At 70.4% G+C, this 18,715-nt stretch carries 17 protein-coding genes; 12 read left to right on the forward strand and 5 right to left on the reverse strand.

The annotated features are described in order from the left end of the window. Positions 1-216 precede the first annotated feature (216 nt). Positions 217-1,158: an endonuclease/exonuclease/phosphatase family protein gene (locus C6Y14_RS15835; protein WP_225891121.1), complete on the forward strand. Its 942-nt coding sequence runs from the start codon at positions 217-219 to the stop codon at positions 1,156-1,158. Positions 1,159-1,201: 43 nt separating this feature from the next. On the opposite strand, the gene C6Y14_RS15840 is transcribed toward C6Y14_RS15835, so the two are convergent. Together C6Y14_RS15840 and C6Y14_RS15845 are read right to left on the reverse strand one after the other, a co-directional pair. Beyond that, a complete protein-coding gene (locus tag C6Y14_RS15840; protein ID WP_199854746.1) occupies positions 1,202-2,227 on the reverse strand; it encodes a DUF6745 domain-containing protein in 1,026 nt (341 codons plus the stop codon). 125 nt (positions 2,228-2,352) lie between these two features. Next, the gene (locus C6Y14_RS15845) at positions 2,353-2,679 is read right to left on the reverse strand and encodes a hypothetical protein (protein ID WP_107017300.1); all 327 of its coding nucleotides are present in this window, start codon (positions 2,677-2,679) and stop codon (positions 2,353-2,355) included. 247 nt (positions 2,680-2,926) lie between these two features. Between C6Y14_RS15845 and C6Y14_RS15850 the strand changes: the two genes are divergently transcribed. The 8 genes from C6Y14_RS15850 to C6Y14_RS15890 all read left to right on the forward strand — a co-directional run bounded on the left by C6Y14_RS15850 (position 2,927) and on the right by C6Y14_RS15890 (position 10,355). Continuing rightward, on the forward strand, positions 2,927-3,895 hold the full coding sequence (locus C6Y14_RS15850) for an STM4015 family protein (protein ID WP_107017301.1): 969 nt from the start codon (positions 2,927-2,929) through the stop codon (positions 3,893-3,895). Positions 3,896-3,931: 36 nt separating this feature from the next. After that, complete coding sequence (locus tag C6Y14_RS15855) at positions 3,932-5,122, forward strand: STM4014 family protein (protein ID WP_107017302.1); 1,191 nt, start codon at positions 3,932-3,934, stop codon at positions 5,120-5,122. A gap of 64 nt (positions 5,123-5,186) precedes the next feature. Then, entirely contained in the window at positions 5,187-5,993 is an 807-nt protein-coding gene (locus C6Y14_RS15860) for an STM4013/SEN3800 family hydrolase (protein ID WP_107017406.1), read from the forward strand. After that, positions 5,990-7,363, forward strand: coding sequence for an STM4012 family radical SAM protein (locus tag C6Y14_RS15865; RefSeq protein WP_107017303.1), 1,374 nt, complete (start codon positions 5,990-5,992; stop codon positions 7,361-7,363). Before C6Y14_RS15860 ends, C6Y14_RS15865 begins: the two co-directional genes overlap by 4 nt. 6 nt (positions 7,364-7,369) lie before the next feature. Next, positions 7,370-8,260 carry an STM4011 family radical SAM protein gene (locus tag C6Y14_RS15870; protein WP_107017304.1) on the forward strand — a complete coding sequence of 297 codons (891 nt, stop codon included), beginning with the start codon at positions 7,370-7,372 and terminating at the stop codon, positions 8,258-8,260. Positions 8,261-8,538: 278 nt separating this feature from the next. After that, complete coding sequence (locus C6Y14_RS15875; RefSeq protein WP_107017305.1) at positions 8,539-8,823, forward strand: zinc-ribbon domain-containing protein; 285 nt, start codon at positions 8,539-8,541, stop codon at positions 8,821-8,823. A 246-nt stretch (positions 8,824-9,069) separates the two neighbouring features. Then, complete coding sequence (locus C6Y14_RS15885; RefSeq protein WP_225891102.1) at positions 9,070-9,432, forward strand: STAS domain-containing protein; 363 nt, start codon at positions 9,070-9,072, stop codon at positions 9,430-9,432. Beyond that, the gene (locus tag C6Y14_RS15890) at positions 9,429-10,355 is read left to right on the forward strand and encodes an anti-sigma factor RsbA family regulatory protein (protein WP_107017306.1); all 927 of its coding nucleotides are present in this window, start codon (positions 9,429-9,431) and stop codon (positions 10,353-10,355) included. The genes C6Y14_RS15885 and C6Y14_RS15890 overlap by 4 nt, the downstream gene beginning before the upstream one ends. Positions 10,356-10,594: 239 nt before the next feature. Here the strand turns inward: C6Y14_RS15890 and C6Y14_RS15895 are convergent, their stop codons facing one another. Continuing rightward, positions 10,595-11,455, reverse strand: coding sequence for an alpha/beta fold hydrolase (locus C6Y14_RS15895; RefSeq protein ID WP_107017307.1), 861 nt, complete (start codon positions 11,453-11,455; stop codon positions 10,595-10,597). Between the two features lie 89 nt (positions 11,456-11,544). Beyond that, positions 11,545-12,003: an SRPBCC family protein gene (locus C6Y14_RS15900; RefSeq protein WP_107017308.1), complete on the reverse strand. Its 459-nt coding sequence runs from the start codon at positions 12,001-12,003 to the stop codon at positions 11,545-11,547. A gap of 149 nt (positions 12,004-12,152) precedes the next feature. On the opposite strand from C6Y14_RS15900, the gene C6Y14_RS15905 reads away from it, so the two are divergent. Beyond that, the gene (locus tag C6Y14_RS15905; RefSeq protein ID WP_107017309.1) at positions 12,153-13,160 is read left to right on the forward strand and encodes a YihY/virulence factor BrkB family protein; all 1,008 of its coding nucleotides are present in this window, start codon (positions 12,153-12,155) and stop codon (positions 13,158-13,160) included. Positions 13,161-13,230: 70 nt separating this feature from the next. Here the strand turns inward: C6Y14_RS15905 and C6Y14_RS15910 are convergent, their stop codons facing one another. Beyond that, positions 13,231-14,502, reverse strand: coding sequence for an aminotransferase class V-fold PLP-dependent enzyme (locus C6Y14_RS15910; protein ID WP_107017310.1), 1,272 nt, complete (start codon positions 14,500-14,502; stop codon positions 13,231-13,233). Positions 14,503-14,909: 407 nt separating this feature from the next. On the opposite strand from C6Y14_RS15910, the gene C6Y14_RS15915 reads away from it, so the two are divergent. After that, a complete protein-coding gene (locus C6Y14_RS15915; RefSeq protein WP_404828794.1) occupies positions 14,910-17,132 on the forward strand; it encodes a discoidin domain-containing protein in 2,223 nt (740 codons plus the stop codon). Between the two features lie 114 nt (positions 17,133-17,246). Beyond that, positions 17,247-18,704, forward strand: a complete 1,458-nt coding sequence (locus C6Y14_RS15920) for a glyceraldehyde-3-phosphate dehydrogenase (protein ID WP_107017311.1) — start codon at positions 17,247-17,249, stop codon at positions 18,702-18,704. Positions 18,705-18,715 lie beyond the last annotated feature (11 nt).

Consider the following 18,715-nt stretch of genomic DNA (forward strand, 5'->3'; position numbering starts at 1 on the left):
TGGCGTGCGGCGGCGAGCGGTTCCGGAGCGGATGCCGGATCCACGGACAGATACGGGTGGGGCTTGGTGGAGCGCACGGCGGACGGCAGCACGGCGACGGGGACGAAGGGCGCCGCCGAGCCCGGCCGACGGCATCGCAGGTTCTCCTGGCGACACCTCGCCCGGCGGTCGTGGGGCAGGGACGCGGACGGCCGGTCGCCCTGGACGCGTGGGCGTGTGCTCGCGACGCTCGCCGTACTGACCGCAGTCCTGCTGGCCTTCCCCTCGGTGGTACCCAACACGGTGGGCCGCCTCGGCAGCCTGCTGGAGACGTTTCTGCCCTGGCTCGGCCTGGCCGTACCGCTGTTGCTGGTGCTCGCACTGCTGCGCCGCTCGGCGACCGCGCTGGTGGCCCTGCTGCTGCCTGTGGCCGTCTGGGGACAGGCCTTCGGCGGGCGGCTCCTGCCGGAGGATCCCGGCGCGCACGACCTCACGGCGGTCCAGCACAACGTCAGTGACGTGAACACCGATCCCGCGGGCACCGCCGCCGCCCTGATCGTGGGCGCACCGGATCTCGTCGCCCTGGAAGAGCTGACCCTTGCCGCACTTCCGGCTTACGAGAAGGCCCTGGCGGGCGACTACCCCCACCATGCGGTCGAGGGAACGGTCGGGCTGTGGTCGAGGTACCCCCTGTCGGACGTGCGCCGCGTGGACATCAGGCCGGCGTCGATCGAGGAAGGGTGGAGCCGCGGACTGCGGTCCACGGCTCGCACTCCGTGGGGCGACATCGCGGTGTACGTCGCCCATCTGCCCTCGGTCCGCCTCGGCTGGAGCGGTCTCGGTTCCGGTCCGCGGGACGAGAGCGCAGGGCTGCTGGGGGCGGCCCTCGCCGCCGAGGAGCTGGACAGGGTGATACTGCTCGGTGACCTCAACAGCACCCTGGACGACCGGGGTCTGGACCCGGTGACCTCACGAATGGACCGGATGGGCTCAGCTGGGCAGGCTTTCGCCTTCAGCTGGCCGGCTTCCTTCCCGGTCTCCCGGATCGACCAGGTCCTGGCCCGCTCGGCCACCGTGTCGCACGTGCGCACCCTGCCCGCCACCGGCAGCGACCACCTCCCTGTCGCCGCAGACATCAGGCTCGACCGCGACTCCGACGACGCGCCGCGGACTCCCTGACACTCCTCCCCCGCGCGGCACTCCTCCCCGCCCGCATCCCTCCCTACGTCTGCTGCAGCGGCTCGTACGCCTCCGCGCCGACGCCGAACGTCCAAGCCACGCCCTCGCGGGCCGTGCGGGTCGTCGGCGGCACCCTCAGCCAGTAGGTGCGGCTCGTACCGTCCGGTTCCGGGGTGGAGTTGACGACCTCGACCATCACCACGTCCTCGTCACCGACGAGTTGCACCCGCCACAGCACGCCCGTCTCGTCGCGGTGGACGGGGACCGCGCCGGACTCGTCCAGATAGCGGTCGTAGCCGTAGTACTCCAGCATCACGCGGCGCAGTTCGGCGTTCTCCTCGCCGCGGATCCGCTCGGGGGTCAGTCTGGTCAGCTCGTCGAGGAAGTCACGGGGGACGGGCATTCCGCGCCACGCGTACAGCTCGAACCCGTCCGCGTAACCCAGGGCCGGGCCGTCCCCGCGGTCCAGGCGTCCGGCTTCGTCGCGGTGCAGCGTCAGGGGGCGTTCGCTGACGACCGCCGCCTTCTCGTAGGGCCACCACCAGCCGGCGTGGCGTGCCACCGCGGCCAGACCGTCCAGGGGGCTCTCGTCCCCGGAGTCGAACGCGCACAGCCAGGCCGCGTCATGCTGCCCCAGTGCCGCGTCCAGCAGAAGGAGGCGCACCTGGGTCTCCTCGGCCCGGTCTCCGGCGACTTCGTCGACGATGCCCGCCCGCACCCGGTCGGTCAGGGTGCGGGTCGACTCCCACAGGCCCGCTCCCGTGGCACGCCAGTGGCCGCTCCACCCCTGTGGACCCAGTTCCGCGTGCAGCCGTGCCCGCTCGGCGGCCCAGGGGGCGCCCAGCACGGCGTCACGGACACTCGCCCCGAAGGTGTCCGGCTCCGGGGCGTCCGGACGGGCCGCCGCCATGAGTGTCCGTACCGCCTCGCGCGGGGAGCGTGTCCATACGATCCGCTCCGGTTCGGCCAGACCTGCCCGCCGGTAGGCGAGCCGTACACCCTCCTCGGCCGCCGCCCGATCCCCCGGCCCCGTCGCCGCCGCCGTCGCCCGCCAACCGCCCTGCTCCATCAACGCCGTTCCTCTCCCCGAGTACCGTTCCGGACCGCACCCCGTGCCGCCCGATCCTGCTTCGCACGGTCCTGCACCGCGCAGTCCTGCTTCGCGCTCTCCGCGCGCCCGATGTGTGTCAGTCGTCAGTCGGCGACTATGCGCACCGAGCCCGGCACGTACTCCCGCTGCCGGATCACCCTGTACCAGCCTTTCGGGAGGGAGATCGCCGCGTGCTCCTCGTGGACGACACGGGCGCCGTCGGGCACGTGCAGCAGCATCGGCCCGAACAGACCGGCCTCGCGGACGAGCCGACCGGGGCCGACCACCGCATGGGCGTGGCCGGTGACTTCGCCGAGTGCCAGGACGAGCCTGCCGCGGCCGTCACGTGGCTCGGACGCCGCGTCGGCCGCCTGCTCCGGCACCGCGCTCTCGGCCAGCGCCACGATCAGGACGTCTCCTTGCCGGTACATGGGTCTCCTCCCGCTGCGGCACACCGTGTGCCATGGGAACGACCGTAGAGGCGACCACTGACAATCGCCCTCGACCGCAGGTCACACGGCCTGTGCCGGGTACGGGGCGGCGCGGGAGGACCCCTGATCCATGCGTTGTCAGTGGGACTTGGTAGAACTCCGGTACCTGGATGCGGTCGGCGCGCGCCGGGATCAGGACCCACGACTGCCGATCCACCGACCTCAGTACGAAGGAGCAGGCGCGCACATGACCATCGGTGACCACTTCCAGGAGTTCCACGGGCTGCCGGCCTTCAACTTCCCGGGCGTCGACGACCCGAAGCCCGACCCGTCCTCGCTTCCGTCGCCGGAGTCCGTGGCCTGGCACATCGCGGTGAACTCCTACGACTCCGACGAGCAGTGGGAGGAGGCCTTCGGCCGTTTCCTGGCGGCCGTCGACACCGAGCGGGTACGGGCGATCGTCGTGGGCGCGTGGAGCGACGTGTACGACTCCGCTCCCGACGAGGTGGTCAAGGCGCTGGTGGCGGCCCGCGACCGACTGCCCTCGCTGCGCGCGCTGTTCGTCGGTGACATCGTGATGGAGGAGGCGGAGATCTCCTGGATCACGCAGGGCGACATGGGTCCGCTCCTCGAAGCCTTCCCCGGTCTGGAGGAGTTCGGGGTCCGCGGCGGCAACGGACTGGTCTTCCCCGCCGCCCGTCATGAGCGGCTGCGGAAGCTGACCGTCGAGAGCGGCGGGCTGCCCGTCGAAGTGGTGCGGGCCATCGCCGCGAGCGACCTGCCCGCCCTCGTCGAACTCGACCTGTGGCTCGGCACCTCCGAGTACGGCGGCGACTGCGACATCGCCGACCTGGAACCCTTCTTCGCGGGCACAAGACTGCCCGCCCTCAAGCGGCTCGCCCTGCACAACAGCGAGATCCAGGACGCCATCTGCTCCGCCCTCGCGGCGGCTCCCGTGGTGGCGCGCCTGGAGGAACTGGACGTGTCCATGGGCGTGCTCACCGACGACGGCGCGACGGCTCTGCTGACGGGCCAGCCGCTGACGCACCTCAAGCAGCTCGACCTGCACCACAACTACCTCAGCCCCGCCCTGCGCACCCGGCTGCTGGAGACCCTCGAACCCGCGGGTGTGGAGGTCGACGTCGACGAGGACGACGCCGAGTCCGACGAGGACGACGACGGCGAGGTCTGGCGTTTCGTCGCGGTGGGCGAGTAGCGCGCCGCGAAGTCAGGACCAGGGAGGGGGAACGGCATGGGCCGTACGGGATCGGCGGACGCACCGCCGAAGTGGGTGGTCGTCGCCAACGGGGACAACCGCAGGGCGGGGCTCTTCGGCGCGGCCGCCGAGGCCGCGGGCCAGGGCACACCCCGGGTCGTCGAGTGGCTCGACGTCCTGCGCGACGGCGGACACACCTTCACCGACGACGAGATGGTGCGCCTCGACTCCCCGGGTGAGAGCGCCGACGTGGACGCCCTGCTGCGGGGCGTGGACGATCCGACACGGGTGGAGGGTTCCGCGCGGTGGTATGCGCGGTTCCTCGCCTGTGTGGCCTCGCTGCGCGGCGGAGTGCGGCTCGACGACCCGGCGGAGCTGGCCGTGCTGTTCGACAAACGGCTGTGTCACGACCGGCTCGCCCGCGCGGACGTGCCGGTGCCGCCGTCCCCGACGTCCGGTGCCGGCCTTGCGCCGGTCCGGGGGTGGTCGGACGTACGGGACATGATGGCGGCGGCGGGCATGCGGCGCGCGTTCGTCAAGCTCGCCCACGGCTCGTCCGCCTCCGGGGTCCTGGCCGTCGAGACCGCCGCCTCGGGCCGGATCCGTGCGACGACCTCGGTGGAGCGCGCCGAGAACGGCCGTCTGTACAACTCACTGCGGGTGCGCCGTTACACGTCGGAGCCGGAGATCGCCGCGATCGTCGACACCCTGGCTCCCGACGGACTGCATGTCGAACGGTGGCTGCCGAAGGCCTCCCTCGGCGGCCGGTCGGCGGATCTGCGCATCGTGGTGGTGGCCGGCCGGGCCACCCACGCCGTGGTCCGCACCAGCCGTTCGCCCCTGACCAATCTCCATCTGGGCGGGGCGCGTGGCGATCTGGCGGCCGTGCGCGCGCTGGCGGGTGACCGGTGGGCCACGGCCGTCGAGGTGAGCGAGCGGGCCGCCGCCTGCTTCCCCGGCACGCTGTGTGTCGGTGTCGACCTGCTGCCCGCCCTCGGCTGGCGCCGCTTCGCCGTCGGCGAGGTCAACGCGTTCGGCGACCTGCTCCCCCGCCTCACCGGCCTGCCGGGCAGCGGGGCGGAGGGTCAGGACACGTACGCGGCGCAGATCGCCGCGGCGGGCTCCTTCCGCCGCGGCCCGCGCCCCGCCACCGCCTCCCCTGCCGGGGAGCCCGGCCCGTCCGCGCCACCGCACGACCTGCCAAGGACAGCCCATGCCACAGCCTGACCCCGTACCGCCCTCGGGCGACCGCACCGACTTCATGCCCGGTACGTCCGCCGTCGCACCGGACATGAACGAGGTCGTGGGCCGGGACGATCTGCTTCTCCTCACCCTGGACACCCTCCGGCACGACGTGGCGGTGGAGCTCGCGGCGGCCGGCCGCCTGCCCCACCTCACCGCCCATCTCCCGGCCGGCACCTGGGAGAAGCGGCACGCGCCGGGGAACTTCACCTACGCCTCCCACCAGGCGATGTTCGCCGGTTTCCTGCCCACGCCCGCCGGGCCCGGACCGCATCCGCGCCTCTTCGCGGCCCGGTTCGCGGGCAGCGAGACGACGGCGGACGGCACGTTCGTCTTCGAGACCCCGGACATCGTGTCCGCCCTGGCCGCGCACGGCTACCGCACGGTGTGCATCGGCGGCGTCGGCTTCTTCAACAAACAGGGCGCCCTCGGCGACGTACTGCCCGGCTACTTCCAGGAGAGCCACTGGGAGCCCGAGTTCTCCGTGGCCTCACCGACCTCCTTCGAGGCACAGGTGGCACAGGCCGAGAAGACCGTCGCCGAGCTGCCGCCGGACCAGCGGCTGTTCCTCTTCCTGAACGCCTCCGCGCTGCACCAGCCGAACTGGTTCCACCTCCCCGGCGCGACCCGGGAGGCGGGCGACAGCCGTCTGACGCACGCCGCGGCGCTGGAGTACATCGACCGTCACGTGGGGCGGCTGTTCAGCGCGATGAGTTCGCGCCGCCGCTGCTTCGCGATCGTCTGCTCCGACCACGGCACCGCCTACGGGGACGACGGCTACACCGGCCACCGCCTCGGCCACGAATCCGTGTGGACCGTGCCCTACGGCCACTTCTTCCTGGAGCCGCCCGCATGACCGTCGTCACCTCCGCGGGCGCCACTGCGGCCGCCTCCGTCGCCGTGCCGCGCCCCTATCAGAGCTATACGTACGCGTATCCGCACAAGACCGCCTACCGGCCGCTCGCCCCGCAGCCGCGGCTCGCGGACCTGTGGGCCGGCGAGTCCCGGCAGGCACTCTCGCTGTACCTGCACATCCCGTTCTGCGAGATCCGCTGCGGCTTCTGCAACCTCTTCACCCGCATCGGCGCCCCGGACGGGCTGACGGGCCGCTATCTGGACGCCTTGGAGCGCCAGGCAGCCGCCGTCCGCGAGGCGCTGGGCGACGAGGAGCCGCCGCGGTTCGCCAACGCGGCGTTCGGCGGCGGGACCCCGACCTATCTGGAGGCCGCCGAGCTGGAGCGGCTGTGCGACATCGCCGAACGGGAGACGGGCGTCGACCTGCGGGCCGTTCCCCTGTCCGTGGAGGCGTCCCCGTCCACCGCCACCGCGGACCGGCTGGCCGTCCTGGCGGAACGGGGCACCACGCGCCTGAGCCTCGGCGTGCAGAGCTTCGTCGAGGAGGAGTCCCGCGCCGCCGTACGCCCGCAGCGCAGAAGCGACGTCGAGGCGGCGCTGACCCGCATCCGCGAGGCCGCGATCCCGGTGCTGAACATCGACCTGATCTACGGCATCGACGGCCAGACGGCGGCCAGTTGGCGGTACTCCCTCGACGCGGCCCTGTCCTGGCGCCCCGAGGAGATCTACCTCTACCCCCTCTACATACGTCCGCTCACCGGTCTCGGCCGCCACACGGACCGGCTCACAGCGGACCGGGAGTGGGACGGGGAGCGGCTGCGCCGCTACCGGGAGGGGCGCGACCATCTGCTCTCCCACGGGTACGAGCAGGTGTCGATGCGGATGTTCCGGCGGGCCGACGCTCCGCCGCAGGGGCCGGACGACTACGCGTGCCAGACCGACGGCATGATCGGCCTGGGCTGCGGCGCGCGCTCGTACACCTCGCGGCTGCACTACTCCTTCGACTACGCGGTGTCGATGCGGGAGATCCGCGGCATCATCGACGACTACACCGCCACCGAGGACTTCTCCCGCGCCCTGCACGGCAGGTGGGTGGACGAGGACGAGGCACGGCGCCGGCATCTGCTGCAGTCGCTGCTCCAGGCGGAGGGCCTGCCCGTCGCGGACTACCGTCTGCGGTTCGGTACGGACCCGTACGACGACTTCCCAGCGGAGCTGGACGCCCTCGCCGACCGCGGCTGGCTGGACGCCACCACACGGCCCGAGCTGCTGCGTCTCTCCGCCGAGGGGCTCGCGCACTCGGACGCCATCGGCCCCGAGCTGTTCTCGCCGGCCGTGCGCGAGGCCATGGCCGCCTACGAGACGAAGTGAGCGCCGATGGACCTCACCCTGCTGTACCGCGGCCCTCTTTCCTCCTGCGACTACGACTGCCCGTACTGCCCGTTCGCGAAGCGCCGGGACTCCACCGCCCAGCTGCGCGCCGACCGCGCGGCACTTGAGCGCTTCAGCGCGTGGGCGCACGAGCAGCGGCAGGACCGTCTCTCGGTGCTGTTCACCCCGTGGGGCGAGGGGCTGGTGCGTTCCTGGTACCGCCGCGCCCTCGTGGAACTGTCGAACCAGCCACACATTCAACGGGTCGCGATCCAGACCAATCTGAGCTGCCGTACCGACTGGCTGAGGGAGGCGGATCCCGACACCGTCGCCCTGTGGTGCACCTACCACCCCGGACAGACGCCGTACGAACGCTTCCTGGCCAAGACACACGCCCTGGCCGGCCTCGGTATCCGTTTCAGTGTCGGAATCGTCGGCGTGCCCGACCACTTGGAGCACACGCGACGGCTGCGTACGGAACTGCCGCGTCACGTCTACCTGTGGGTGAACGCCGCCGAAGGACACACCTACACGGACGCTGAGGCCGCCGAGTGGACCGGCCTGGACCCGCTCTTCCCGTTCAGCCGCCATCCGCACCGTTCCGCGGGCATGCCGTGCCGCACGGGTGAGTCGGTCCTGTCGGTCGACGGTGAGGGGACGGTCCGCCGCTGCCATTTCGTGCGCACCGAACTGGGCAACCTCTACGACGGCTCCTACCGTGCCGCGCTCGGCCCCCGGCCCTGCCCCAAGGCCCTGTGCGACTGCCACATCGGATACGTCCACCTGGAGACACTGCCGCTGTACGACGTCTTCGCGGGCGGCATCCTGGAACGTGTACCACCCACCCTCCCCGACCGCCCGCTGCTCCCCCTCATCTCCACAACTGGGCACGGCTGACGGCCAGTCGACTGGCTCACCGTCAAGCCTCACCTCTCGGCCGCGGACGGCGCGGACGGCAGGACACCTGACCGCGTCGGCGAACCACCGGTCGGCGACCGGGATGGCCTCCGCGGGTGTTTGACCCGCGCAGATCGGCTCCGCAACAGCGGGAGTGTGTCAGCCGGGCACGCCGTGCACGAGACTGGGAGGCGAGACCGTGACCGGTGAGCGCACACCGCCACTCATCGGCACGGTCCCGCCCCGCCGGACACGGCACGCCCGAAAGGAACCACCGCATGATCATCTTTGGCACCAAGGGATACCTCTACCAGCTGGCGATACTGACCCTGGTCTGCGGCCAGTGCGGCAATCCCGCCGCGCACACGCTCAGCAAGCGCGTCACGAAGTTCACCCTGTTCTTCATCCCGCTGTTCCCCGTCTCGACGAAGTACGCGACCCAGTGCACGTTCTGCGGCGCACAGCAGAAGATCGGCAAGGAGCAGGCGGAGCAGTTGCAGGTGCAGGGCGCGAGCGGCCAGGCTCCCGGTCACCAGCCGCAGCAGCAGCCCTACCAGGGCTGACCCGGCCCCGGGTACTCGCTGCAAGCCCTGGTCGGTGACCCCGCACGGCCGTGGCTGGTCACGACCAACCGGTCCGGCGCCGACCGGCTGGCCTGGGACTGGGCCTGGGACTGGGGACGCGGCACGCCTGTCCGGCCCTGACCGCGCCCCTGGCGCCCGACCGATCTTCCTGGCCCATAGGGCTTCGCGGGGATCGCGGAGAGGGAATACTGGGCTGGAAACGACGACACTCCAGGGGTGGTCAGCGTGGACAGAGCGTGGGAGGCGGACCCGCCGGACGTGTCGTCCGCGCGGTCCACGGGCACCCTCCAGGTGCGCCCACTGGCGGACCGGACGGGCTGGCAGGCCGCGGGCGAGGTCAGTCTGGCCACGCGAACAGCCTGGGAACGGGCGCTGGACCGGCTGGCCCTGGAGGATGTGGAGGTGTGCCACTTGGAACTCTCAGGGGTCACCTTCGTCGACGTCGCCGGTGTCTCCGCCCTCGCGGTGGCGGTTCAAGGTCTTCCCGAAGGACGTCGCATCATGATCGAACAGCCGCCTGCCGCCGTGGGACGGGTTCTGGACATGTTCTGGCCCGACCTGCCGGGCGTCGAGGTGGTGGCGCGATGACGGCCCCGCCCGCCGAGCCGTTCGTGCATCCCGCCCTCTTCTACCGGGGCGAGCAGGAGTACGTGGACGGCACCGTGCCGTTCGTCCGGGAGGGTCTGGCGGCCGGCGAACCGGTGGCGGTCGCCGTGCCCGGACCGAAGCTGGACGTCTTGCGCTCCGCCCTGGGAGACGCCGCGACGGACGTACGTTTCATCGACATGACGCAGGCGGGGCGCAATCCCGGGCGGATCATCCCCAAGGTGCTGCGCGTGTTCGCCGACGCTCACCCGAAGGCGCGGGTCCGGATCATCGGCGAGCCGATCTGGCCCGATCGCACCGGCGTGGAGTATCCGGCCTGCGTGCAGCACGAGGCGCTGATCAACTCCGCGTTCGAGGGGCGGGACGCGACGATCCTGTGTCCGTACGACGAGGCGGGGCTCAGCGAGCAGGTTCTGAGCGACGCGTACGCGACCCATCCGGTCGTGATCTCCGACGGCCGGTGGCTGGACAGTCCGTCCTACGCGCCCGAGCGGGTGGTCGAGCGGTACAACGAGCCCTTGGCGATCGTGGAGGGGGCGGAGGGGTACGTCTTCGGGGCGGACGAGCTGCCTGCGGCCCGGTGCTTCGTGGCCGAGCGGGCCGCGCGGTTCGGTCTGTCCGGCGTCCGGCTGGACGACCTCGCGCTGGTCGTGGCCGAGCTGACCACCAACAGCGTCGTGCACGGGGGTGGTTCGGGCACGGTGTATGTGTGGGGTGAGGGTGGGCAGGTGGTGTGCGAGGTGCGGGACGAAGGGGAGCTGAAGGATGCGCTTGCCGGTCGGCGCCCGTCGCCTCCGGCGCAGTTGGGTGGGCGGGGGTTGTTGTTGGTGAACTACCTCATGGATCTGGTGCGGGTTCGTACGGGGGTTGAGGGTACGGTCGTTCGCTGTTACGTCGACGTCTGAGAGGTCGCCCACCGGGGTGGCTTCGAGGGTGCGTTCGCGGGTGCGGGTTCGTTGTGGCTGGGTGCGCAGTTCCCCGCGCCCCTGGGTGGATCGGGCCCTGGCTTCATCAGTGGCGCAGCCCAAGCGTGCTTTCGCGGGTGCGGGTTCGTTGTGGCTGGGTGCGCAGTTCCCCGCGCCCCTGGGTGGGGCGGGCCCTGGCTTGATGGGTGGCGCAGCCCGAGTGGAGGTGTTCGCTCAGGTCAGGGGTGGAAGAAGTTCGTCAATGATCTGGTCAGTTCTTCCGGGGCCTGCTCTGCTACGTGGTGGCCCGAGTCGATTCCATGGCCTGTCACGTCGGGGGCCCAGTCGGCCCAGATCTTCAGCGGGTCGCCGTACAGGTCCTCCAGGTCGTCCCGGAGTGACCACAGGGCCAGTGCGGGACACCTGATGCGTGTGCCGGCGGCCCGGTCGGCCTCCTCGTGGCCCCTGTCGATGGTCAGCCCTGCCCGGTAGTCCTCCAGCATGGCCCGGACCACGTCCGGGTTCCGCGTGGCCGCGCGCCACTCGTCGTGGTTCTCCTGTCCCATGACCTTCGGGTCGCCGTGGTACCAGCTGTCCGGATCGGCGTTGATGACGCGCTCCGGGGTGTCCGGCTGCGCGAAGAAGAACCAGTGCCACCACTGGGTGGCGAACTTCGCGGTCATACGGGAGAGGTGCTCGCTGAGAGGCAGACAGTCGATCAGCGCCACGCGTTGGACCGCCTCGGGGTGGTCGAGCGCCAGACGCAGCGCGACAGCGCCCCCGCGGTCGTGCCCGGCCAGCATGAACCGCTCATGACCGAGGTGGCGCATGACCGCCACCACGTCCTGTGCGACGGCCCGCTTGGCGTAGCCCGCGTGGTCGGCGGTGAACGCCGGACCACGCGAGCGGCCGTATCCCCGCAGGTCGGGGCAGACGACGGTGAAGCCGCGCTCGACCAGCCCGGGAGCGACCCGGTGCCAGGTCGCCGAGGTCCGGGGGTGGCCGTGCAGCAGGACGACGGGCGGCCCCTCACCGCCGTGGCGGACGAAGGCGGACGACTCCTTGAGCCGGACCACCTCGGATGCGAAGCCTTCGAACATCGGTCCGCCTCTCGGTCGGCTCGTCCTGCTGCGTCGACTCGTCCTGCCGCGTCGGCTCGTCCTGCCGCTCAGGTCAGGTCCCGGCGCGGTCAGCCGGGGGTGATGCGGCCACGCCAGGAACCGGACGCGCCGCCGCCCTGCTCGATGTACTCCTTGAAGCGCCTCATGTCACCCTTGACCCGGCGGTCGATCGTCCCGGTCAGGTCGGCGGCCTTCTCGGCCGCGCCGGTCGGCTCCACGTCCATCACGAGCTGGACCCGCGTACGGGTGTCGTCCAGCCGCTGGAAGCTGACCGTGCCCTTCTGCTTGGTGTCACCGCTGGTGGTGCGCCAGGTGATCCGCTCGTCAGGGAACTGGTCGACGATCTCCGTGTCGAACTCGCGCTTCACCCCACCGATCTTGGTGGTCCAGTGGCTGTGGCTGTCGTCGACCTGCCTGATCTCCTCGACGCCCTCCATGAACTGCGGGAATTCCTCGAACTGGGTCCACTGGTTGTAGGCGACGCTGACGGGGACCTCGACCTCGACCGCTTCCTTGACCGTGCTCATCAGGTGGCTCCTTTCCACGTGGATCTCGTTACGGCGCGGCGGGTACCCGATGAGCGTTCTCCTACGACTCGACGGAGCGACTGCTTCCGGTCGGCTGTCGCCGGCGCCGGTCCGCGCATGGCCGGGGCGGGTCGGGATACCCGGCCCCCATGTCAAGGACACCGAAATCCGAGCAGCAGACTCCGGGCCCGGCGGAGCACGTGGAGGAACGGGCACCGGACAAGCTCCACGAGTTGCCGAAGCGGTCCTGGCTGGCCGTCCTCAAAGGCACGGTCAAGGAGTTCCAGGACGACGAGCTCGCCGACAGGGCCGCGGCGCTGACGTACTACGGGGTGCTCTCGCTGTTCCCGGCGCTGCTGCTCCTGGTGTCGCTCCTGGGCATCGCCGGGAAGTCGGCGACCCAGGAGGTCCTGGACAACCTCAAGAAGCTGACTCCCGGTTCCGCACGGGACATCATCAGCGACGCGGTGACGCAGTTGCAGGGCCGGGGCGGCATCGGTTCCGTCATGGCCGTGGTCGGTGTCGTGCTCGCCGTGTGGTCGGCCTCCGGTTATGTGGCGGCCTTCATCCGCTCCGCCAACGCCGTCTACGACATGCCGGAGGGGCGCCCTGTCTGGAAGGTGCTGCCCATCCGTGTGGGCGTGACCGTCGTGCTCCTGGTGCTGGCGGTGATCAGCGCGCTGATCGTGGTGTTCACCGGCGGTCTGGCCCGCGAGGCGGGCGGCGCGCTGGGGATCGGCGACACGGCGCTCACGGTGTGGTCGATCGCGAAGTGGCCGGTACTGGTCGTACTCGTCACGGTCATGATCGCCCTGCTGTACTGGGCGACTCCGAACGTGAAGGGCCGCGGCTTCAAGTGGATCACTCCCGGTAGCGTGCTGGCCCTGCTGATCTGGCTGATCGCCTCGGCCGGGTTCGCGTTCTACGTGGCCAACTTCGGCTCGTACAACAAGACCTACGGCACGCTCGCCGGTGTCATCGTCTTCCTGGTCTGGCTGTGGATCAGCAATATCGCGATCCTGCTCGGGCTGGAGTTCGACTCCGAGATGGCTCGGCAGCGCGCCATCGCGGGTGGTCTGCCGGACACCGAGGAGCCCTATGTGCCGCCGCGGGACACCCGCGCCTGGAGCGACGAGGAGCAGCGCCGGATGGAATGACGGCCGCACGGGAGGACGGGCCGCACGGAACGGGGGACGGAACGGGGAACGGAACTAGGGCGTCGGCCGGTCATCCGGCTGTGCCCGCGAGTTCGGCGACGGCCGCCACGGCCCGGTCCAGTTCGGCGTGGGTGTTGTAGTAGTGCGGTGAGAGGCGCACCAGGGGGTGGACGTCCCGCACCTCCGTGTCGAACTGGGTGTGTTCGGGGACGGTCGTGCTCACGTTGATCCCCTGCCGGGTGAGCGCCGCGGCCACGTCCGCGGTGGGTACACCGTCGACCTTCGTGGTCACGATGGCGCACCGGACCCGGCCGAGGTCGTACGTGGTGACGCCGGGCAGGGCGTCGAGAGCATCGCGCAGATACGCGCCGAGGGCGAGGGCCCGTTCCCCGATCGGGTCCATGCCCAGGTCCAGTGCCTGGCGGACGGCCTCTCCCAGCCCCAGGACATTGGCGTAGCTCGCTTCCCAGCTCTCGAAGCGCCGGGCGCCGGCATGCCAGGTGAAGCCCCGCTCGCCGTCCCAGGTGGCCGCCTCGATGTCGCTGACGAACGGGTCGAGGTAGTCCAGGGCCTCGCGGCGGACCCACAGGAAGCCGGTGCCGCGCGGGCCCCGCAGGAACTTGCGGCCGGTGGCGCTGAGCATGTCGCAGCCGATGCGGGTGACGTCCACGGGGAACTGCCCGACGGACTGGGTGGCGTCGAGCAGGAACGGTACACCGGCGGCTCGCGCGATCCGGCCGATCTCGTGGGCAGGGTTGACCAGGCCGCCGCTGGTGGGGATGTGGGTGACGCCGATGAGCCGGGTGCGCTCGTCGATCAGCTCGGTCAGCGCCGCGGTGTCGAGTTGGCCGTACTCGTCGTCGGGGACCACCACGACCTCGGCGCCGGCCCGCCGGGCGGTCTGCAGATACGCCAGTACGCTGCTGCCGTACTCCGCCCGGCCGGTGAGGATGCGGTCGCCCGGCTTGAAGGTCATCGAGTAGAAGGCGGCGTTCCACGCGTGCGTGGAGTTGTCGAAGAGCGCGATCTCGTCGGGCCGGCCGCCCACCAGCCGGGCGAGGTCCGTGCGGGTGGCGTCGATGCGTTCCTGTTCCTGGCGGGCGGCCTCGTAGCCGCCGATGTCCGCCTCCAGTTCCAGGTGGGACGTCATCGTCGCGAGGGTCCGCCGGGAGAGCAGTCCGGCCCCCGCGTTGTTGAGGTGCACCCGGTGCGTGGTGCCCGGCGTGTCCGCGCGGAGCGCCTCGATGTCCAGGCCGGGGTGTTCCGCACTGCTGCCTTCCACGCTGCTGCTTCGCACGCTGCTGTCCTCCACGGTGCCGTGTCCCACGCCGGTGTGTTCCATGCCGGTGTGTTTCCATCCGCCCGGCCTTCGTATGCCTCCCCCGCGCTCCCCGGCTCCGGAGACGGCTCCGGAGAAGGGCGACTGGTTCCGCGTCACGGGCCGACACAAATGATCAGCCCGCGGTGAGGCTCTTTGTGCCCGGGTCCGGCCGGAGGTCAGACGGCGACGCCATGACCGTTTTCATGTCCTGACGTCGGCACCCCGCCCTGCAAACGTCTCCTCCAGGACACCCCGCCCGCGAACAGCGCCGGAAAGAAGTCGTGTCCGACGGGTTGCCGAGTAGTTGATTCATTACTTAAATCAACACCTGAACTAAGCGTCACCGCACTGGTATCGGGTTCCCCACCGCACTGGTCCGGGTTCCCCCCGCCCGCTCCTCACCCTCCACACCCGCACGGAGTCAACGTATGAGACGTCAACGTCTGCGACTCAGATCCCTGGGGTTCGCGCTCGCCACAGCAGCTGGGCTGATCGCCGTTCCCGCCCAGCTCCCGGCCGCCGCGGCCCAAGCTCCCCTCTCCCCCGACAGAGCCGCCGCCTCCCCGGCCGACGGCAACTCCAGGGCCGCCGCCGCCTGTTCGACCGCCAACGCCGCCCAGGGCAAGCCGGCCACCGCGTCCTCCACGGAGAACGGGGGCACCCCCGCCGCGTCCGCCTTCGACGGCAACACGGGCACCCGCTGGTCCAGCCAGGCTTCCGACCCCCAGTGGGTACGGGTCGACCTCGGCTCGGTCCAGGACATCTGCAAGGTCGACCTCAACTGGGAGGCCGCCTACGGCAAGGACTTCACCATCCAGACCTCGGCCAACGGCCAGGACTGGACGACACTGAAGTCCGTCACCAACGGCACGGGCGGCACCGCCTCCTACGACGTCAGCGGCTCGGGCCGCTATGTCCGGATCAACGGGACGGCCCGCGGCACCGGTTACGGCTACTCGCTGTGGGAGGTCGCGGTGCACACCGGCACCGGCGGCGGCACCCCGCCCGTCGAGGGCGGCGGCGATCTCGGTCCCAACGTCATCGTCGTGGACCCGAGCACACCGAATCTGCAGGCCAAGTTCGACCAGGTCTTCACCCAGCAGGAGTCCAACCAGTTCGGCTCGGGCCGCTACCAGTTCCTGATGAAGCCGGGCACCTACAACGGCATCAACGCGCAACTGGGCTTCTACACCTCGATCTCCGGGCTCGGTCTCAACCCCGACGACGTGAAGATCAACGGTGACATCACCGTGGACGCGGGCTGGTTCAACGGCAACGCCACCCAGAACTTCTGGCGTTCGGCGGAGAACCTGTCGATCAGGCCCGTCAACGGCACCAACCGCTGGGCGGTGGCCCAGGCGGCGCCGTTCCGCCGGATCCATGTCGAGGGCGGTCTCAACCTCGCACCGGCGGGCTACGGCTGGGCGTCCGGCGGCTACATCGCCGACTCGAAGATCGACGGCACGGTCGGTCCGTACTCGCAGCAGCAGTGGTACACCCGCGAGAGCTCGGTCGGCGGCTGGACCAACGGCGTGTGGAACATGACGTTCTCCGGTGTGCAGGGCGCCCCGGCGACGAACTTCGACACCGGTCCGTACACGACGCTGGACACCACGCCGATCTCGCGCGAGAAGCCGTTCCTGTACCTGGACGGCAACGACTACAAGGTGTTCGTGCCCGCCAAGCGCACCAACGCCCGCGGTGTGTCCTGGCCGGCGAACGCGGGCGGCACCTCGCTCCCGCTCAGCCAGTTCTACGTCGTGAAGCCCGGCGCGACGGCCGCCACCATCAACGCGGCACTGGCCCAGGGCCTGAACCTGCTGTTCACGCCCGGCGTCTACCACCTCAACCAGACGATCAACGTGAACCGTGCCAACACCGTCGTCCTCGGACTCGGCCTCGCCACGATCATCCCCGACAACGGCGTGGACGCGATGCATGTCGCCGATGTCGACGGGGTCCGGCTTGCGGGCTTCCTCATCGACGCCGGTGCCACCAAGTCCGACACCCTGCTCCAGGTCGGAGCGCCCGGCTCCTCGGCCGACCACGCCGCCAACCCGACCACCGTGCAGGACGTGTTCGTCCGGATCGGCGGGGCAGGACCCGGCCTGGCCACCCACTCCATGGTCGTCAACAGCGACGACGCCATCATCGACCACACGTGGATCTGGCGGGCCGACCACGGCGCCGGCGTCGGCTGGGAGACCAACCGCGCCGACTACGGGCTTGAGGTCAACGGCGACGACGTCCTCGCCACGGGCCTGTTCGTCGAGCACTTCAACAAGTACGACGTGGTGTGGAGCGGCGAACGCGGCCGGACGATCTTCTTCCAGAACGAGAAGGCCTACGACGTGCCGAACTCCGCCGCCATCACCCATGACGGCATCGTCGGGTACGCCGCCTACAAGGTGGCCGACAGCGTCAACACCCATGAGGCCTGGGGCCTGGGCAGCTACTGCAACTTCACGTCCGACTCGACGATCGTCCAGCACCACGGGTTCCAGGTGCCGGTGAAGTCGGGCGTCAAGCTGCACAGCATCCAGGTGATCTCACTGGGAGGGAAGGGTCAGTACGCGCACGTCGTGAACAACACGGGTGCGCCGACCTCGGGATCCGACACCATCCCGTCGAAGATCACCAGCTTCCCGTGACAGCCGGCTGAAAGCGTCCGCGGCCCGTCCTCCCATCGGGAGGGCGGGCCGCGTGCGGAGCGAGATCATCGACCGTTTATCATATGAGCACCGCCTAGCTCGAAAGATAAACCTGTGACTGTCAATGACGACTCGTTCACCCGTTGGAAGAACCGCGAGGAGATCGCGGAGTCGATGATCCCGATCATCGGGAAGCTGCACCGCGAGCGGGACGTCACCGTCCTGCTGCACAGCCGCTCCTTGGTGAACAAGTCGGTGGTCAGCATCCTCAAGACCCACCGGTTCGCCCGGCAGATCACCGGAGTGGAGCTGTCGGTCACCGAGACCCTGCCCTATCTGCAGGCTCTGACCACGCTCGACCTCGGCCCCTCCCAGATCGACATCGGGATGCTCGCCGCCACGCACCGCAGCGACGACCGCGGCCTCACCGTCGAGGCCTTCACCGCCGAGGCCGTCGCCGGCGCCACGGGCGCCGACAAGATCGAGAGCCGCTCGGGCCGCGATGTCGTCCTGTACGGTTTCGGCCGCATCGGGCGCCTGGTCGCCCGCCTGCTCATCGAGAAGGCGGGTTCCGGGAACGGCCTGCGCCTGCGTGCCGTCGTCGTCCGCCGGAGCGGTGGCAGCCGGGCCGCCGACGATCTCGTGAAGCGTGCCTCGCTGCTGCGCCGCGACTCGATCCACGGCCAGTTCCAGGGCACGATCACCGTCGACGAGGCGAGCAGCACGATCTTCGCCAACGGCAACGCGATCAAGGTGATCTACGCGAACGACCCCTCCGAGGTCGACTACACGGCGTACGGCATCAAGGACGCCGTCCTCATCGACAACACCGGCATCTGGCGCGACCGCGAGGGCCTGTCGCAGCATCTGCGCCCCGGCATCGACAAGGTCGTGCTGACCGCGCCGGGCAAGGGTGACGTGCCGAACATCGTGCACGGTGTCAACCACGACATGATCAAGCCGGACGAGCGGATCCTGTCCTGCGCGTCCTGCACCACGAACGCGATCGTCCCGCCGCTGAAGGCGATGGCCGACGAGTACGGCGTGCTGCGCGGGCACGTGGAGACCGTCCACTCGTTCACCAACGACCAGAACCTGCTGGACAACTACCACAAGGCCGACCGTCGTGGCCGCTCGGCGCCGCTCAACATGGTGATCACCGAGACGGGCGCGGCCTCCGCCGTGGCCAAGGCGCTGCCCGACCTCGACGCGCCGATCACCGGCAGCTCGATCCGCGTCCCGGTGCCGGACGTCTCGATCGCGATCCTCAGCCTGCGGCTCGGCCGCGAGACGACCCGCGAGGAGGTCCTCGACCACCTGCGGAACGTGTCGCTGACCTCACCGCTGAAGCGGCAGATCGACTTCACCACCGCCCCCGACGCGGTCTCCAGCGACTTCATGGGCTCGCGCCACGCCTCGATCGTCGACGCGGGCGCCACCAAGGTCGACGGCGACAACGCGATCCTCTACCTCTGGTACGACAACGAGTTCGGCTACTCCTGCCAGGTCGTCCGGGTCGTCCAGCATGTGACGGGCGTCGAGTACCCGACGTATCCGGCGCCCGCGGTCTGACCGCACCCGGG

Origin of the sequence: Streptomyces dioscori (genome assembly GCF_003024195.1) — a bacterium.
In the GTDB taxonomy this organism is placed as follows: domain Bacteria; phylum Actinomycetota; class Actinomycetes; order Streptomycetales; family Streptomycetaceae; genus Streptomyces; species Streptomyces dioscori.

Coding starts and splice junctions, on each gene's coding strand:
- C6Y14_RS15840 (WP_199854746.1), bottom strand. CDS start 2,227: ATGGAGCAGGGCGGTTGGCGGGCGACGGCGGCGGCGACGGGGCCGGGG.
- C6Y14_RS15845 (WP_107017300.1), bottom strand. CDS start 2,679: ATGTACCGGCAAGGAGACGTCCTGATCGTGGCGCTGGCCGAGAGCGCG.
- C6Y14_RS15850 (WP_107017301.1), top strand. CDS start 2,927: ATGACCATCGGTGACCACTTCCAGGAGTTCCACGGGCTGCCGGCCTTC.
- C6Y14_RS15855 (WP_107017302.1), top strand. CDS start 3,932: ATGGGCCGTACGGGATCGGCGGACGCACCGCCGAAGTGGGTGGTCGTC.
- C6Y14_RS15860 (WP_107017406.1), top strand. CDS start 5,187: ATGAACGAGGTCGTGGGCCGGGACGATCTGCTTCTCCTCACCCTGGAC.
- C6Y14_RS15865 (WP_107017303.1), top strand. CDS start 5,990: ATGACCGTCGTCACCTCCGCGGGCGCCACTGCGGCCGCCTCCGTCGCC.
- C6Y14_RS15870 (WP_107017304.1), top strand. CDS start 7,370: ATGGACCTCACCCTGCTGTACCGCGGCCCTCTTTCCTCCTGCGACTAC.
- C6Y14_RS15875 (WP_107017305.1), top strand. CDS start 8,539: ATGATCATCTTTGGCACCAAGGGATACCTCTACCAGCTGGCGATACTG.
- C6Y14_RS15890 (WP_107017306.1), top strand. CDS start 9,429: ATGACGGCCCCGCCCGCCGAGCCGTTCGTGCATCCCGCCCTCTTCTAC.
- C6Y14_RS15895 (WP_107017307.1), bottom strand. CDS start 11,455: ATGTTCGAAGGCTTCGCATCCGAGGTGGTCCGGCTCAAGGAGTCGTCC.
- C6Y14_RS15900 (WP_107017308.1), bottom strand. CDS start 12,003: ATGAGCACGGTCAAGGAAGCGGTCGAGGTCGAGGTCCCCGTCAGCGTC.
- C6Y14_RS15905 (WP_107017309.1), top strand. CDS start 12,153: ATGTCAAGGACACCGAAATCCGAGCAGCAGACTCCGGGCCCGGCGGAG.
- C6Y14_RS15910 (WP_107017310.1), bottom strand. CDS start 14,502: ATGGAACACACCGGCGTGGGACACGGCACCGTGGAGGACAGCAGCGTG.
- C6Y14_RS15915 (WP_404828794.1), top strand. CDS start 14,910: ATGAGACGTCAACGTCTGCGACTCAGATCCCTGGGGTTCGCGCTCGCC.